Annotated in this window: 14 protein-coding genes; 9 read left to right on the top strand and 5 right to left on the bottom strand. The window is 60.7% G+C overall.

The annotated features are described in order from the left end of the window. Positions 1-8: 8 nt before the first annotated feature. Positions 9-791 carry a peroxide stress protein YaaA gene (gene yaaA / locus SHEL_RS02260; protein WP_012797628.1) on the top strand — a complete coding sequence of 261 codons (783 nt, stop codon included), beginning with the start codon at positions 9-11 and terminating at the stop codon, positions 789-791. An 84-nt stretch (positions 792-875) separates the two neighbouring features. Here the strand turns inward: yaaA and upp are convergent, their stop codons facing one another. Then, complete coding sequence (upp, locus tag SHEL_RS02255) at positions 876-1,505, bottom strand: uracil phosphoribosyltransferase (RefSeq protein WP_012797627.1); 630 nt, start codon at positions 1,503-1,505, stop codon at positions 876-878. Between the two features lie 107 nt (positions 1,506-1,612). Here upp and SHEL_RS02250 point away from each other — a divergent pair, with 107 nt between their 5' ends. Continuing rightward, positions 1,613-3,016, top strand: a complete 1,404-nt coding sequence (locus tag SHEL_RS02250; protein WP_012797626.1) for a uracil-xanthine permease family protein — start codon at positions 1,613-1,615, stop codon at positions 3,014-3,016. Between the two features lie 122 nt (positions 3,017-3,138). Here the strand turns inward: SHEL_RS02250 and SHEL_RS02245 are convergent, their stop codons facing one another. Beyond that, complete coding sequence (locus SHEL_RS02245; protein ID WP_012797625.1) at positions 3,139-4,431, bottom strand: trigger factor; 1,293 nt, start codon at positions 4,429-4,431, stop codon at positions 3,139-3,141. A gap of 249 nt (positions 4,432-4,680) precedes the next feature. Here SHEL_RS02245 and asnS point away from each other — a divergent pair, with 249 nt between their 5' ends. The 7 genes from asnS (at position 4,681) to SHEL_RS15210 (ending at position 12,079) form a co-directional block, all read left to right on the top strand. Beyond that, entirely contained in the window at positions 4,681-6,084 is a 1,404-nt protein-coding gene (gene asnS, locus SHEL_RS02240; RefSeq protein ID WP_012797624.1) for an asparagine--tRNA ligase, read from the top strand. A gap of 520 nt (positions 6,085-6,604) precedes the next feature. Continuing rightward, the gene (locus SHEL_RS14170) at positions 6,605-8,692 is read left to right on the top strand and encodes an LTA synthase family protein (RefSeq protein WP_012797623.1); all 2,088 of its coding nucleotides are present in this window, start codon (positions 6,605-6,607) and stop codon (positions 8,690-8,692) included. 186 nt (positions 8,693-8,878) lie between these two features. Then, positions 8,879-9,730, top strand: a complete 852-nt coding sequence (locus tag SHEL_RS02230) for a BspA family leucine-rich repeat surface protein (protein WP_012797622.1) — start codon at positions 8,879-8,881, stop codon at positions 9,728-9,730. After that, positions 9,730-10,191: a DUF3662 domain-containing protein gene (locus tag SHEL_RS02225; protein ID WP_012797621.1), complete on the top strand. Its 462-nt coding sequence runs from the start codon at positions 9,730-9,732 to the stop codon at positions 10,189-10,191. Before SHEL_RS02230 ends, SHEL_RS02225 begins: the two co-directional genes overlap by 1 nt. 174 nt (positions 10,192-10,365) lie before the next feature. Then, complete coding sequence (locus SHEL_RS02220; RefSeq protein ID WP_012797620.1) at positions 10,366-11,184, top strand: SPOR domain-containing protein; 819 nt, start codon at positions 10,366-10,368, stop codon at positions 11,182-11,184. A 31-nt stretch (positions 11,185-11,215) separates the two neighbouring features. Beyond that, positions 11,216-11,935, top strand: a complete 720-nt coding sequence (locus tag SHEL_RS02215) for a DUF4230 domain-containing protein (protein ID WP_012797619.1) — start codon at positions 11,216-11,218, stop codon at positions 11,933-11,935. Beyond that, entirely contained in the window at positions 11,936-12,079 is a 144-nt protein-coding gene (locus SHEL_RS15210) for a hypothetical protein (protein WP_012797618.1), read from the top strand. An 8-nt stretch (positions 12,080-12,087) separates the two neighbouring features. Here the strand turns inward: SHEL_RS15210 and SHEL_RS02210 are convergent, their stop codons facing one another. The 3 genes from SHEL_RS02210 to SHEL_RS02200 form a co-directional block, all read right to left on the bottom strand. Then, on the bottom strand, positions 12,088-12,630 hold the full coding sequence (locus SHEL_RS02210; RefSeq protein ID WP_012797617.1) for an RNA 2'-phosphotransferase: 543 nt from the start codon (positions 12,628-12,630) through the stop codon (positions 12,088-12,090). Between the two features lies 1 nt (position 12,631). Beyond that, the gene (locus SHEL_RS02205) at positions 12,632-12,823 is read right to left on the bottom strand and encodes a hypothetical protein (RefSeq protein WP_012797616.1); all 192 of its coding nucleotides are present in this window, start codon (positions 12,821-12,823) and stop codon (positions 12,632-12,634) included. 423 nt (positions 12,824-13,246) lie between these two features. Beyond that, positions 13,247-14,056, bottom strand: coding sequence for a hypothetical protein (locus SHEL_RS02200; RefSeq protein WP_012797615.1), 810 nt, complete (start codon positions 14,054-14,056; stop codon positions 13,247-13,249). Positions 14,057-14,088: the final 32 nt, after the last annotated feature.

Genomic DNA, 14,088 nt, shown 5'->3' with positions numbered 1-14,088 from the left:
GAGCCGCCATGGATCTGAAATTTATCGTCTCACCTGCGAAGAAAATGAATGTCGACGACATGTTCGCCTGGCGTGGCATGCCGCGGTTCATCGATCGCACGCGCCTTGTGGCTGAAGCCCTGCACCGCTTGACCTTCGACGAGCTGCAAAAACTCTGGAACTGCAGCGACGCCTTAGCCCAGCAGAACTTCGAACGGTTGCGCACGTGTGAGCCCGGCACGGGCTGGGACACGGGAGAATGCGGCCTGCTCACGCCGGCGATCATGGCCTACGAGGGCATCCAATACCAGAACATGGCCCCCACCGTGATGAACGACGATTCGCTCGAGTATATCCAAGACCACCTACGTATCCTGTCGGGATTCTACGGCATGTTGCGACCCTTCGACGCGGTAATCCCCTACCGTCTTGAAATGCAAGCGAAACTCCAGGTCGAAGGCGCAAAAGACCTGTACGCATTCTGGGGGAGCTCCCTTTATGACGCGATTGCCGAAGAGTGCGCGGGCAACGGGGCCATCATCAACATCGCCTCAGTGGAATACTCGAAGGCCGTCACGCCCCACATCCGACCCGACGGCCCCCAGGTAATCACCTGCCTGTTCGGCGACATTACCGACGCCGGAAAGCTGCGGCAACGCTCGACCTACGCCAAGGCGGCCCGTGGAAGCTTTGTACGGTGGTGTGCCGAAAACGTCGTCGACACCCTTGACGACCTGCGGAGATTCGATGCCGGATACCGTTTCGACCCGGACCGCTCAACCCCTGGCACCCTTGTGTTCGTCGAAGCGTAGAAGACCCGCCGCACCATTGCCGAGCAAAAAACGTCGCCTGACCGATTCGGCCAGGCGACGTTTCGTTTCAGACTGTTCGCGTTTTTAGATGGTACCGAAGATGCGGTCGCCGGCATCTCCCAGACCAGGCACGATGTAGGCAGCGTCGTTGAGGTACTCGTCGATGGAAGCGACGTAGATGTCCACGTCGGGGTGCTGCTCCTGCATAACCTTGATGCCTTCCGGCGCAGCCACCAGGTTGACCATGCGGATGTTCTTGCAGCCGCGTGCCTTCAGGTTGTTGATGGCGTCCACGGCGCTTCCACCGGTAGCCAGCATGGGGTCGACGAGAATGATCAGGGAGTTCTCGACTCCCGGGGGCATCTTGTAGTAGTACTCCACCGGCTCGTGGGTGCGCTCGTCGCGAGCCAGACCGATGTGGCCCACATGCGCTTCAGGCAGAAGCTCCAGCAGACCGTCGACCAAGCCGAGGCCGGCACGAAGGATGGGGACGATGGTGAAGAAGTCGTTCTTCAGACGCGGAAATTCACCAGGGCAAACCGGGGTTTCGATAGCGACGGTCTTCGTCTCAAAATCACGAGTGACCTCGTATGACATAAGCAGCGAGATTTCCTTCAGCAACCTGCGGAAATCCGCCGAGGAGGTATTCTTGTCCCTCATTTGCGTAAGCTTGTGGGCAATCAGGGGGTGGCCAAGTACGTGAACTTCGCTCATATTCACACCTTTCCGAACAACATATAAGCTTTGAACATTATAATTCCCCGTGGCGACGCGACAACCCGATAACTTTCGTCGCCTGGCCTATTTTGAAAGGACCGCGTATGGCAATCAACACTGTTCCGACCATGGGTGGCCAAGACGCCCCCGACGCCGTTTACGACGCGCGCGAACTCGGCACGCCGAAAATGGTGGTTTTCGGCTTCCAGCACATGTTCGCGATGTTCGGCGCCACCATCCTGGTGCCTGTCCTCACCGGCCTGTCAGTCTCCGCAACGCTGCTGTTCGCAGGCTTGGGCACGCTGCTCTTCCACCTGCTCTCCCAGCGGAAGGTGCCGGCATTCCTCGGTTCCTCCTTCGCGTTCATCGCAGGCTATGCAGCCATCGCCCCCAACGGCGAACCCGAGCTGCTCCCCTATGCCTGCCTGGGCGTAGCCAGCGCCGGCCTTCTGTATCTGGTCCTGTCGGCGGCCTTTAAGGCTTTCGGCGCCAAGCGCGTCATGCGTTTCTTCCCGCCCGTGGTCACAGGCCCCATCGTCATCGCCATCGGCCTGATTCTGGCAAGCTCCGCAATCGCCAATTGCTCGACCAATTGGCTGGTCGCATTGGTTGCCATCATTACCATCGTGGTGTGCAACATTTGGGCCAAGGGCATGATCCGTATCATCCCCATCCTCATGGGCGTCATCGTGTCGTATATCTTCGCCGTCATCGTCGGCATCGTCGACTTCTCCGGCGTCCAGAGCGCCGAATGGGTGGGCCTACCCGTCCTGTGGGACAACACCGTTTTCGGCATCTTGGGTGAGGGCTTCGACTCCGGCCTGGCCCTGACCGCCGTCATCACCATCATGCCCATCGCGTTCGCGACCATGATCGAGCACATCGGCGACATTTCCGCCATCAGCTCCACCGTGAACCGCAACTACATCGCCGATCCCGGCCTGCACCGCACGCTGCTCGGCGACGGCCTGGCCACCATTCTGGCGTCCCTCTTCGGCGCGCCGGCCAACACCACGTACGGCGAAAACACCGGCGTTCTGGCGCTGACCCACGTGTTCGACCCCCGCGTCGTGCGCCTGGCAGCCTGCTTCGCCATCGTATTCTCCTTCTGCCCGAAGTTCGCAGCCGTCATCGGCGCCATGCCTCCGAGCGTTATCGGCGGCGTTTCGCTGGTCCTGTACGGCATGATCTCCTCGGTCGGCATCCGCAACCTGGTCGAAAGCCACGTTGACTTCACGAAAACCCGTAACGTCCTGGTCACGGCCCTGATTCTGGTTCTGTCCATCGGCATCGCCTACAGCGCCGCGGGCGCCATCGTCTTCTCGGTGGGCGAAATCACCGTGTCCCTGTCCGGCCTGGCTATCGGCTCGCTGGCGGGCATCCTCCTGAACATCATCCTGCCCGAGCACGACGGCGACGGCATCGAGCCCACCCTGCCGCGCGACCATCCGAAGCGCCAGCTCATGATGGAAGGCCCCGAAGGCTACGACAACATCGTCGAAGAGTAGCCCTTCCCGCATACCGCGCTGCAAGGCCCCGTTGGACATCGAATCCAGCGGGGCCTTCCCCTTTTCCCATCCCGCAAAAAGAGGCCCCGAAGGGCCTCTGACGTGCGCGGATGTTTTTGCTGCTAATCGATGGTGGAATTCTCGGCCAGCCAGTTGTGGGCTTTCATGCGCATGGCGATGTCGTTCACCAAGAACCAGGCGTCGTTCTTGTCGAAGTTCGCACGCATGGCCTGCTCGTTGCCGGGAGACATCTGGTGGAGGGCCGCCTCGATGTCTTCGTCGGTAAGCTCCAGCTTCAGGTGCCTGGCCAGCGCGTCCAGCGCGAAGCCCTGGCGAAGCGATTCGCGGGCCTGAACCATCATCATCATTTGGAACTGCTGCTGTTCCATACCCATCTGCTGCATGTACTGCTGCATGTTCATGCCCTGCTGCGCCAAGGACTGCTGCATGTTGGCCATGGCATCCTGGCCTGCGCGCTGCAGCAGCATGTCAGAGATGCTGCCCTGCAGACGTTTTGCCAGTTCGGAGTCGAGCTGCTGGGCGGTCTGCTGCTCGTTGCGGCGGTCAAGCTCGGCCTTCATGTCCTCGCGTACATGCTCGCGGAACTTCTCCACCGTGCCGTCCAGCGGCGAGATGGTCGTCGCCACCAGCTCATCGGTAAGCTCGGGCGTCTTCTTCTCGCGGATGTCCAGCACCTTCAGCTTGACGTGGAACAAGTCCGGACGGGCCGCCGGGGTCTGCGGATTGAGCATCGAGAATTCGAACTCACGCTCCTCACCCTTGACCATGCCGGTGGCGCGCTCGATGAGCTCTTTGGGAACCATGGTGGGATCGAGGTTCAGCGGCATGTTCTTGCCGGACAGGCCCGTGGCCGGTTTGCCGTTGATCTGGGTTTCCATTTCGACCTGGATGACGCGACCCTCGGCCACCGGCTCATCGGTGGGCTCGTAGGTGCTGGCCATCTCGAGAACCTGGGCGACCTGGGCGTCCACCATGGCGTCGGTCACTTCGAGGGAGTTCACCTTGATGTGCACGGGCTCGTAGGAGGAAAGCTCCATCTCGGGGCACAGCACCATGTCGACGCTGAATTCCTCCGGGCCCTCGGCGAAAACGCCGGGAATGGATTCTCCCACCAGTTCGGGATCGAACAGGATGTGCAGCTTCAAGTCGTTGACGGGCTTCGTGGCGCAGTTCTGAGCCACGGACAGCGAGATAGCCGAGGCCAAACGGTCGGCACCGACCTGCTTCTCAAGCTCGGAACGGAGCTTCTCGTCCTTCGGCAGACGGGCCATCTCGGCCAGCGCCTCCAAGGATTCCTGTACGATTTCGGCCTTCTCGTCAGCGGAAACACGAAGTTTCACGCGCATTTTCTGACCGTTCATGATCTTTTCGGAGTTCAGGATCTCAACTGACATCGGTTCCCCTTTACATCTATTTAATAAGCTTTTGCATTATCGCAGATTAAAGCCACTGTTGTCCCCACGATATACATCAATTGACAGTATTGGTGAAAAGCCAACCAAAATACAGGCTTGCCGCCCCTGACACGGCCTCGACCTGTGCTATTTTGCCAACCTTCCGTGGCTTCTTCCCACGAAACTTGTTTTTCAAACCTTTTTGCGATTGAATAGACGCGCACGTAATTTCAGAGGAGGCCATACCACATGGATCGCATTGTCATTGCCGAGCTGTTCCGCAACGCCGAGGCGTACGCAGACCAAGAGGTCACCGTCGCCGGCTGGGTCCGCTCGATTCGCGATATGAAGAACTTCGGATTCGTCACGCTCAACGACGGCAGCTGCTTCAAGGATCTGCAGGTCGTCATGGACCGCGAAAGCCTGCCCGAGTACGACGTCATCGCCGCCCAGGGTGTTTCCGCCGCGCTCATCGTCACCGGCACGGTGGTGCTGACGCCCGACGCCAAGCAGCCCTTCGAGCTGAAGGCTGCAAACATTCAGGTAGAAGGTGAATCCCGCGAGGATTATCCGCTGCAGAAGAAGCGCCACACCAACGAGTTCCTGCGCACCATCCAGCACCTGCGCCCCCGCACGAACCTGTTCCGCGCCGTGTTCCGCGTGCGCTCCGTTGCCGCCTACGCCCTCCACGAGTTCTTCCAGGAGCGCGGCTTCGTCTACGTGAATACGCCCATCATCACCGCGTCGGACGCCGAGGGTGCCGGCGAGATGTTCCGCGTGACCACCATCGACCCTGCCAACCCGCCGCTGGACGACAAGGGCAACGTCGACTACAGCCAGGACTTCTTCGGCAAGGCCACCAACCTGACGGTGTCCGGCCAGCTCCAGGCTGAGAGCTTCGCCATGGCCTTCGGCGATGTGTACACCTTCGGCCCCACGTTCCGTGCCGAGGACTCCAACACCGCCCGCCACGCCGCCGAGTTCTGGATGGTCGAGCCCGAGATCGCCTTCGCCGACCTGGACGACGACATGAACCTGGCCGAGGACATGCTCAAACACGTCATCAACACGGTGCTCGAGAAGTGCCCGGACGAGATGAATATGTTCAACAGCTTTGTGGACAAAGGCCTGATCGAGCGCCTGCAGCACGTGGCCAACTCCGACTTCATCCGCGTCACCTACACCGAGGCCGTCGACATCCTGCTGGACGCCGCGGCCAAGGGCCACAAGTTCGACTACCCCGTATCCTGGGGCATCGACCTGCAGACCGAGCACGAGCGCTATCTGACCGAAGAGCATTTCAAGAAGCCCACGTTCGTGACCGACTACCCCGTGGAAATCAAGGCCTTCTACATGCGCTTGAACGATGACGGCAAGACCGTCGCCGCCATGGACTGCCTGGTCCCCGGCATCGGCGAAATCGTCGGCGGCAGCCAGCGTGAAGAGCGCCTCGATGTGCTCGAAAACCGCATCCGCGAGCTGGACATGGATCCCGAACAGTACAAGTTCTACTGCGACCTGCGCCGTTACGGCTCTTGCCGCCATGCCGGCTTCGGCCTCGGTTTCGAGCGCATGGTCATGTACCTGACCGGCGTGAGCAACATCCGCGACGTCCTTCCCCACCCCCGCACCGTCGGTAACGCGGAGTTCTAATCCGACCGACATCGAAATGATTGGCGCGAGTCGCTCAGGCGGCTCGCGTTTTCGTTTTCGCCCGAATTCACTGGCGGCAAGCACGCCTTCGGGCAGGCTCAAAACCAAATCGAATACAGATGCGCCTCTCGAAACCCCTTCGAGATCGATAATCGGAAATCCTGACGAACGACGGCCGTCCGGACCCGCACCGCACCCGCCATGCGCTACAATGCCGAATCGTACGGCGCGCCCGAGAGCTCAGCTCAACCCGAACCTCGCAGCGCAGCTTGGCACAGTACCACCACACCCCCTTTGGTTCGGAGCCATGACGAACAACAACGAACAGACAGAAACTCCTGCCCGAAGCCATCGCGCGAGGGAACACACCGCCGACGTAAGTCCGTCGGCGACGCCATCGGACCCCCGCGCCGGCCACGCTAGAACGCCGCGCCACGGCGAGCCGCCTTCCCGCAAAGACACCGTGCAGGTGCAGCTCACAGGGTCGTCGACATTGAGCGAGCCCACCGGGGTCAGACACATGCTGGGCATGCTAGGTTCGTTTTACGCCGACTCCCAAACCGACCTGCTCGACCGATGGATGCTGCCCCTGGTCATCTTCTATCTGGAGATGGTTTTCAAGGCGTCCACCGCAGGCGACTTCTTCCCGTCCGTCATATACATCGCGCTGTTCGCCATCGTGCTCGGCCGTTTTTTGACGTTGTTCACCACCCTGCCTTTCGGCGTCAGGGTGAATTCCGTTGTCACGAAGGTCATCTTGTGCGGCCTCGGCGTATTGTACGGCGTCGAGTATTTCGTATATCGCCAGTTCAAAATCTACTTCGACATAAAAACCGTCACCTCAGGCGCAGGGCATGTGGCCGGTGGATTCATGGGCGACGCGATTCGCCTGGTGTTCTCGCCGTCGGGCCTGGTCCACGTCCTGTTGTTCCTGCTGCCGCTCATCCTGTATTTCCTCGTTCGGCACTTCGGCGTATACGAGCCGGCGCAGGAATCCGCCCGCGGGCGCATCCTCATCGTGGTCCAATGCATCCTGGCCTACCTTCTGGCGCTGCTGCTGATCGCCATCCCGTCGCCATATCGCAACGTCTATTGGAGCCAATGGAACTTCGCCACGTCGGTGCAGGAATTCGGCCTGTCGCGAACCATCGGCAAAGCGCTGGTCAACTCATCTGGGGAAATCGCCTTCGAGTCGGAGGAAAACGCCGAAGGGCCAGTCTTGTCGGACTACGACGACAACGTCATGGACATCGACTTCGACAGCCTGGACCAGGGGGATAAAACCTGCGTCAAGCTGGATGAATACGTGCAGGGCCTCACGCCCAGCTCGCAGAACGAAATGACCGGCCTGTTCGCGGGTAAGAACCTCATATTCATCTCGGCGGAAGCGTTCTCGGCCGAAGCCATCCGCGAGGACATCACGCCCACGCTGTACCGCATGGCGACCAGAGGCATCCAGTTTACGGATTACTACCAGCCCTCAAGCGCCGGCACCACGGGCGGCGAATGCAGCAACATCCTCGGCGTGCTGCCCTTCGAAGGCGGCGAATCCCTCAAGGGCGTGGCCGAGTTCAACAACTACTTCACCATAGGATCGGCCCTCAACCGCCAGGGATACAACGGATGGGCGTTCCACAACAACGACTACACCTACTACGACCGGCACCTGACCCACAACAACCTGGGTTATAACAACGGATACATGGGTTATGGCAACGGTATGGAGGACTATGTCACTGAGCAGTGGCCCCAATCCGACCTGGAGATGGTGCAGGGGACCTTTGACGAAATATACGGAACCGAAGCGCCGTTCAACGTGTATTACATGTCCGTCAGCGGGCACTGCGACTACGACCCCGAAGAGAACGACATGGTCAGGAAGAACTGGGATGCCGTGGCCGATCTGGACTGCAGCGACCAGGTGAAGGCGTACCTGGCCTGCAATGTCGAGCTTGACGCCGCCATGGAATACCTGATCGGGCGGTTGGAAGAGCTGGGCATCGCCGACGACACCGTCATCGTGATAAGCGCGGACCACTTCCCCTACGGGTTGGACGACGATGCGGCGCTGGGCAACATGAAGTATCTGTCGGAGCTGTACGGATACAAGGTCGAAGACACCTTCTCCCGCGACCATAACCGCCTCATCATCTGGAGCGGATGCCTTGAGGACCAGGAGCCCATCGTGGTGGACGACCCTGTGAGCTCGATTGATGTCCTGCCCACGCTGCTGAACCTGTTCGGCTGCGAATGGGATTCCCGCCTGCTGCCCGGCCGCGACGTGTTCTCAAACGCCACGCCGCTGGTTTTCGACCTGAGCTACAACTGGCGCACCGACAAGGGAACCTATTGGGCTGTTACGGACACCTTCGAGCCGAACGACGGCGTCACGGTCGACAACGGGTACGTGGACCGCATCAACACGATGGTCGCCAACAAGATCAACTACTGCGCCGCCGTTTTGACCACGGATTACTTCGCGCATGTCTTTGGCAAGAATCCCGACGTGAACGAAGTGAACGCCGCCGGCAAGGAGGAAAACGCCGCCCTGATCGAGGCAGCGCAGGCGTCGTACGCGGAAGGCGAATCCGAAACTGCCGCCGAATAAATCGAGCGTGTCAGTAGGGACGTTTCCTTTTGGCACATTTGCGTCAGCGGAATGGGGGGACCTGTCCCCTTTGTCCCAAAATTGTGTCAGCAGGAAACGTCCCTACTGACACACACCATTGCGCAACCTGCTTGGAGCCGGTGCCGGACAATGACCACGACGAATCATCCGATAGAAAGGGCCGTCATGGAAACCGCAACGCCGCGTGTGCACTACAGAACCGTCCTGAGCAAAAACGCCGCCGTGCTGCAAATCGGCTGCGCACCTGATCAGTCCGATGGAAGCTATCATGGCGACATCCGCTTCTCGAACCGCTTCCTGCCCATGTGGCACGGCAGGCCCTACACCGCCGTCGAAATCCACGACGACATCGTGCTGGCGCACGGCGCGTACCTCTTCTCGGGTTTGCGAAAGCTGGACACGATCGTCGGGCTGGACCGCATCCGGCTCCTGCCTGGCGCCGGCTGCGAGGGCATGTTCTCCAAAACCACCATTCGAGGGTCCCTTGACCTGGGCGAACTTGATGTGTCAGGAGTCGTTTGCATGGACCGCATGTTCGAGCTCTTCCAATACGAGGACCTCATGCACCTATACGGATGGGACGTCCGCAGCGTCCGATCCGCAACCGGGATGTTCTCCCGCGCGCGAGCCGTCCGCGTGATGATCGACAATTGGAACCTGGCGTCGTGCCGATGCGCCGACGGCATGTTCATGTACGCCAACATCGACCACCTGCGTGCACAGGGCCTGAACGCCCCCGAGTTGCGAAGCGCCCGCGAGATGTTCCGTTTCGCAACGCTGAATGTGGTGGAGGCCACGGACTGGCACCTGCCGAAAGCCGAGGACCTGACCCACATGTGGGCGGACATGGGGCACTGCATGGCGATCGCCGATTTGGGCGGATGGCGCATGCCCGAGACGGCAAACGCGACGGGGCTGTTCCACGGCACCGGCAGCCTGTTCGGCATACGCCTGGACGGTTGGCCCGCCGCCGTTGCCGAACGTGCCTACGCCGAACCCGAAGGAAGTGAGGACTGATGGACGCAATCAATGTGATGCATGTTCTGATCAACCTGCTGACCAGGCCGTTCGCTTGGTTATTCCGTCTGCTGCACAAGCGCGGCGCGCAGCCCGTCGACATCGTGCGCGCCATGGTTCGTGCGGGCAAGTCGCAGGCCCGGGGCTGGGGCGGCGATTGCAAACGCCAGGCGCCGAACCTGTATCGCGTGGCCATTTCGCAGGCCGACTGGGAAGCCTTCTACGGGCTCAACCCCAAAGGCATCCAGCAGCGCGCCGGCGACATGCTGAACCGACGGCTTGCCGAAGCCGACCTTGTGCTGGACGGTTTCGCAACGGTCGTGCTGTACCAGGACCTGTCACTTGACCTGGGCGAATTCCGTGTCTACCCCAGCTTTGCCCCCGCCCGCGCAGGACATGCGTTCGCGGGCGACGCCAACACGGCCGAAACGATGCTGCTCACGGGCGGCCAAGCCATGTGAACGCAGCCGAGGCATCCCCTCCCATGAAGCGCGCAGACCGCACAGGCAGCCCCGAGCCCGGGCAGCGACGCGTGCAAACCGTGCGGACGGCAGATTCTCGGACTCGGTCGCATACGCGATGCGAAGCGCGGCGGCAACGTGGTACGATGGCTCCACACGACAAAAGGAGCCATCATGTTTTGTACGAAATGCGGCGCCACGGTGGAGCCCGGTTTTGACTTCTGCACGAAATGCGGCGCGCCCGTTACTCAGAATGCGGACACGACGATGCAGATGCAAACGTCGGTCGGCGCGCAACCGACCTATGTGCAAGCCGCACCCACACCCCAGCCGCAGACCAAAAGCAAAACGCCGATCATAGTCGCCATCGCCAGCGTCCTCATCGTGCTGATCGCCGTCGGCGTCGCGTTCGCCGTAATGAGCACGTCCGATGACGCGGATGCCGACAAGGCCACCACCAGCATCCACGCCACCAAGGACAAGAAATCCGAAAAGGAAGAATCCGCCGATGAGGACAAGGACGCCAAGGCTGAAACCGAGGCTGAAACCGAGGCTGAAACCGAAGCCAAGTCTGACGGCGCAACCGTCGTAGAGACCCGCGAGGACGCCCCCGCAACCGAGGGCGTGCCTGCCGAGAACGCCTCAAGCACGTCATCTACCAGCGACGACGCCGTAGAAGCAACCGTCGAGACCCAGGAAGAATCCTCCGCAGGCAGCACTGCAGTCGCCGAGGGCGAACCTTTCTACGGCGTATGGATGTCGGCCTCGAAGGACCAGGGCAACGCGCAGGCGTTCGTCGACCAGCTGCGCTCCGAAGGCTATGACGCCAAGCTGTACGTATCCTCCGAGTGGAGCAACCTCAATCCCGAAACCTGGTATGTGGTGGCCGCAGCCTCAACCGCCACGGAGTCCGAGGCGAACGCCGTGTGCGACCAGGCCCACGCCGACGGCTATGCCGACGCATACGTGAAGTACTCCGGCGAGCATCTGTAGGCGCACCGTTTCCGCAGCACAGGAGGCAACCATGGCACAGGATAACGAAACCCCTGCTAAAAGCGGCGGGAAGACGATCGTCGGCACCGGTTTGGTGTTCCTGCTGGGCTTCGTCCTGGCAGCGGTGCTCATCGTATCCGGCGCGCTGGAAGCCATGTTCGCCAACATCGGGCTTTCCGACGACGCCCCCGAAGCCTTCGCCGTGTCGACCGCCGCTCTGCAGGAACGCATCGAGTCGGCCAGCGACCTGATCACCACGCGGTATTTCTACACCGATGCCGAAGTGTACGAAGACTATAAGACCGTGCTCGGGCGCAAGGTCCCCTTCACCACCGACCGTCAGGTGTTCACGTATTCGGGCCAGGTCAGCCTGGGTATCGACGTGTCGCAGATCAAATTCGCCGTGGACGACGAAACCAAAACCGTCACGATCTACCTGCCCGAAATCCAGGTGGTCGCCAACGAAATCGACGGCGATTCGTTCATGGTGGAGCTGAACGAGGATTCGGTCCTGAACGACAGCAACGTGAAGGACTTCGGGGAGCTGACCGACGAGCTGAAGCAGAAGCAGGCCGAACGCGTGCTGGGCAACGATGAGTTCATGGCCGAGGCGCAGGCGAATTCGGTCCGGGCCATCACCGAGCTGTTCGAAAGCTCTACGCTGGTGGAGGGCTACGCCGTGGTCGTCACCTTCGACGCACCGAGCGAAGACGCCGCCTTTGCGCCGGCCGACGAAGGACAGGGGGCGTAAATGAGCATCTACCTGCTGCTGGGCATCCTGCTCGCGTTCGCAATCGCCGTCATAGTCGCAGGCCGCGGCAACAAACCCGTCATGGTCATCGGCGTTGCGCAGGCGGTGTTCGCCGTGCTGTGCCTGATCATCTCGTTGTTGTAGCCCGCCGGCTACATCCGCGTCAAATACTCGGGCGGAACCGTTTTCACCAACCAGACCCCGTTGACGGACAGGAAGAACCTGTGCCCCGCCGCGGACATGGCCTTGGCGTCGACGACGTACACCATGGGCTTGCCGTGGCGCGCGCCAACGACCATGGCGGTTTCGGGGTCGGGCGACAGATGCACATACAGGCGGTTCTGCGGCAGGAGGCCCTGGCGCTCGATGGATTCCGCGAACCGCGTCGCCGTCCCATGGAACAGCCGGTCGGGAGGCGTTACGCATGCAAGCTCCACATCCACGGGAATGGAATGGCCCTGGTTGGCCCGGATGAGCGTACGGTCCTCGTTGAAGGAATACCGACCCTTCTTGTCGGTGGCGACGATCCTCTCAAGCGTCGTCTGGTCGAAGCTGTGCTTCTGGGCGACGGCCGCGACCAATTCGTCCACCCGCACCCAGCCGTGCTCGTCCATATGGAGGCCGGCGGCTTCGGGATGGTGCCGCAGCAGATAGCTCAAGTGCCGGCTTATGGCGTCCAAACGCGGATCGGGCATCTTACAACCGCACTCCTATAGCCTGAAAGACCTGCTCCGCATCGGGCGCGTACACCGTGATGATGCTTCCGTCCTGCAAATGGATGCGGTAGTCGCAGGTCCCCAGGTTCTCGCGACGTTCTATATAGGCAATGGCGTCGGTGTTCAGCAGAATCGTGCTGGCGACGGACACGTTGTTGACCCTCAGGAACATGGAGACCCCTTTCATTCGGATGTGTCGCAACCATGATACCGCGAATGGGGGATTCGCGAGAGCCAATGTCAAGCCCCAACCAACAGGACCATCGGATGAATTTGAAGGCCTGACACGTCCGCGTGCAACGAGGACTGAGTTTCGTGTGCACTTAAGGGGATAATCTGCAACAGATTGGCCGAATGGAGGCTTCCAAGCGGCCTTCATGACCTTATCTCGCACCTGTTATTCCCCACTGTTGGCTATTCTGTGGCGTATCTTTTGTCTCTAGGCGGGTCTGGAACGCGCGTTTTTACAGATTATCGCCCTAAGTGCACAGAAAACGAGATTCTCGTTGCAGCTCCGCCCAATCATGCCGTTCAAATACAAGAAGCGGCGGCCCATAAGGGGTCGCCGCATGTTCGGTCAGGTTTTTCGGTGCCGCTATTCGGCAGCGGCTTCGGCCTTGGGCTCGGGCGCCGGGAGCTTGCGGACCTTCATCAGGTTCACGAAGGCGAGGGCGCTGGATGCGAAGCCCACCAGGTAGAACACGGGGTTCTGCAGGAAGGGCATCATGAGGACGAACCAGGTGCCGGGCAGCCAGGAGATGGTGATCTGGATGAAGATTGTCAGCTGGACCTTCATGGAGTTGCCCAGGCTCGTGCCGGTGCGGGCGGCGCGGGAGTGCCAGTGCTCCCAGCACAGCCACGGGAACAGGAAGTTCGTCCACGGCCAGGTCACGCACAGGGAGGCGTTGTAGAAGCCGCCGAGGACGAACGAGACGGACAGCCAGAAGGCGGCCGCGATGGTGATCATGATGGCGACGTAGCCCCACGCCTGCTTCTCGGTGATGTCGCCGCCCCGGACGAAGCGGCCCAGCTCCTCGTGGCGGTCGGTCTTGATGTGCGCCTGGATGGACTTGACCTCGCCCCAGACCCAGATGGGCTCGAGGATGCCGAACAGCGTCCACAGCCAGAAGAAGTCGTAGCGGAACATGAGGATCCACATCATGATGGTGCACAGGGTGTCCCACACGATGAGCACGCAGTGGATGAACAGCGGATAGGGGTCCTTGCCGTCGCGCTTCTGGATTTCGGCGACGTTGGTGTAGAGCATGAAGCCCAGGATGATGTTGACGGCCATCATGATGAACACGGGGATGTTCTCCACGCTGGGCGTCATGTGGCTCATGATGACGCCGGGCACGTCGTTGATCATCTCGAGCGTGTTCAGATCGAGTTCGAACGGATTCACGGTTCCTCCTTGTTTGGAAGCGGATTGCGTCG

The sequence above is a fragment of the Slackia heliotrinireducens DSM 20476 genome (assembly GCF_000023885.1).
In the GTDB taxonomy this organism is placed as follows: Bacteria; Actinomycetota; Coriobacteriia; order Coriobacteriales; family Eggerthellaceae; genus Slackia; species Slackia heliotrinireducens.
This window is presented reverse-complemented; position numbering and strand designations above follow the sequence as displayed.

Coding starts and splice junctions, on each gene's coding strand:
- SHEL_RS02205 (WP_012797616.1), bottom strand. CDS start 12,823: ATGTTCCTGAGGGTCAACAACGTGTCCGTCGCCAGCACGATTCTGCTG.
- upp (WP_012797627.1), bottom strand. CDS start 1,505: ATGAGCGAAGTTCACGTACTTGGCCACCCCCTGATTGCCCACAAGCTT.
- SHEL_RS02225 (WP_012797621.1), top strand. CDS start 9,730: ATGGACGCAATCAATGTGATGCATGTTCTGATCAACCTGCTGACCAGG.
- SHEL_RS15210 (WP_012797618.1), top strand. CDS start 11,936: ATGAGCATCTACCTGCTGCTGGGCATCCTGCTCGCGTTCGCAATCGCC.
- yaaA (WP_012797628.1), top strand. CDS start 9: ATGGATCTGAAATTTATCGTCTCACCTGCGAAGAAAATGAATGTCGAC.
- SHEL_RS02230 (WP_012797622.1), top strand. CDS start 8,879: ATGGAAACCGCAACGCCGCGTGTGCACTACAGAACCGTCCTGAGCAAA.
- SHEL_RS02210 (WP_012797617.1), bottom strand. CDS start 12,630: ATGCCCGATCCGCGTTTGGACGCCATAAGCCGGCACTTGAGCTATCTG.
- SHEL_RS02250 (WP_012797626.1), top strand. CDS start 1,613: ATGGCAATCAACACTGTTCCGACCATGGGTGGCCAAGACGCCCCCGAC.
- asnS (WP_012797624.1), top strand. CDS start 4,681: ATGGATCGCATTGTCATTGCCGAGCTGTTCCGCAACGCCGAGGCGTAC.
- SHEL_RS02215 (WP_012797619.1), top strand. CDS start 11,216: ATGGCACAGGATAACGAAACCCCTGCTAAAAGCGGCGGGAAGACGATC.
- SHEL_RS14170 (WP_012797623.1), top strand. CDS start 6,605: ATGCTGGGCATGCTAGGTTCGTTTTACGCCGACTCCCAAACCGACCTG.
- SHEL_RS02220 (WP_012797620.1), top strand. CDS start 10,366: ATGTTTTGTACGAAATGCGGCGCCACGGTGGAGCCCGGTTTTGACTTC.
- SHEL_RS02245 (WP_012797625.1), bottom strand. CDS start 4,431: ATGTCAGTTGAGATCCTGAACTCCGAAAAGATCATGAACGGTCAGAAA.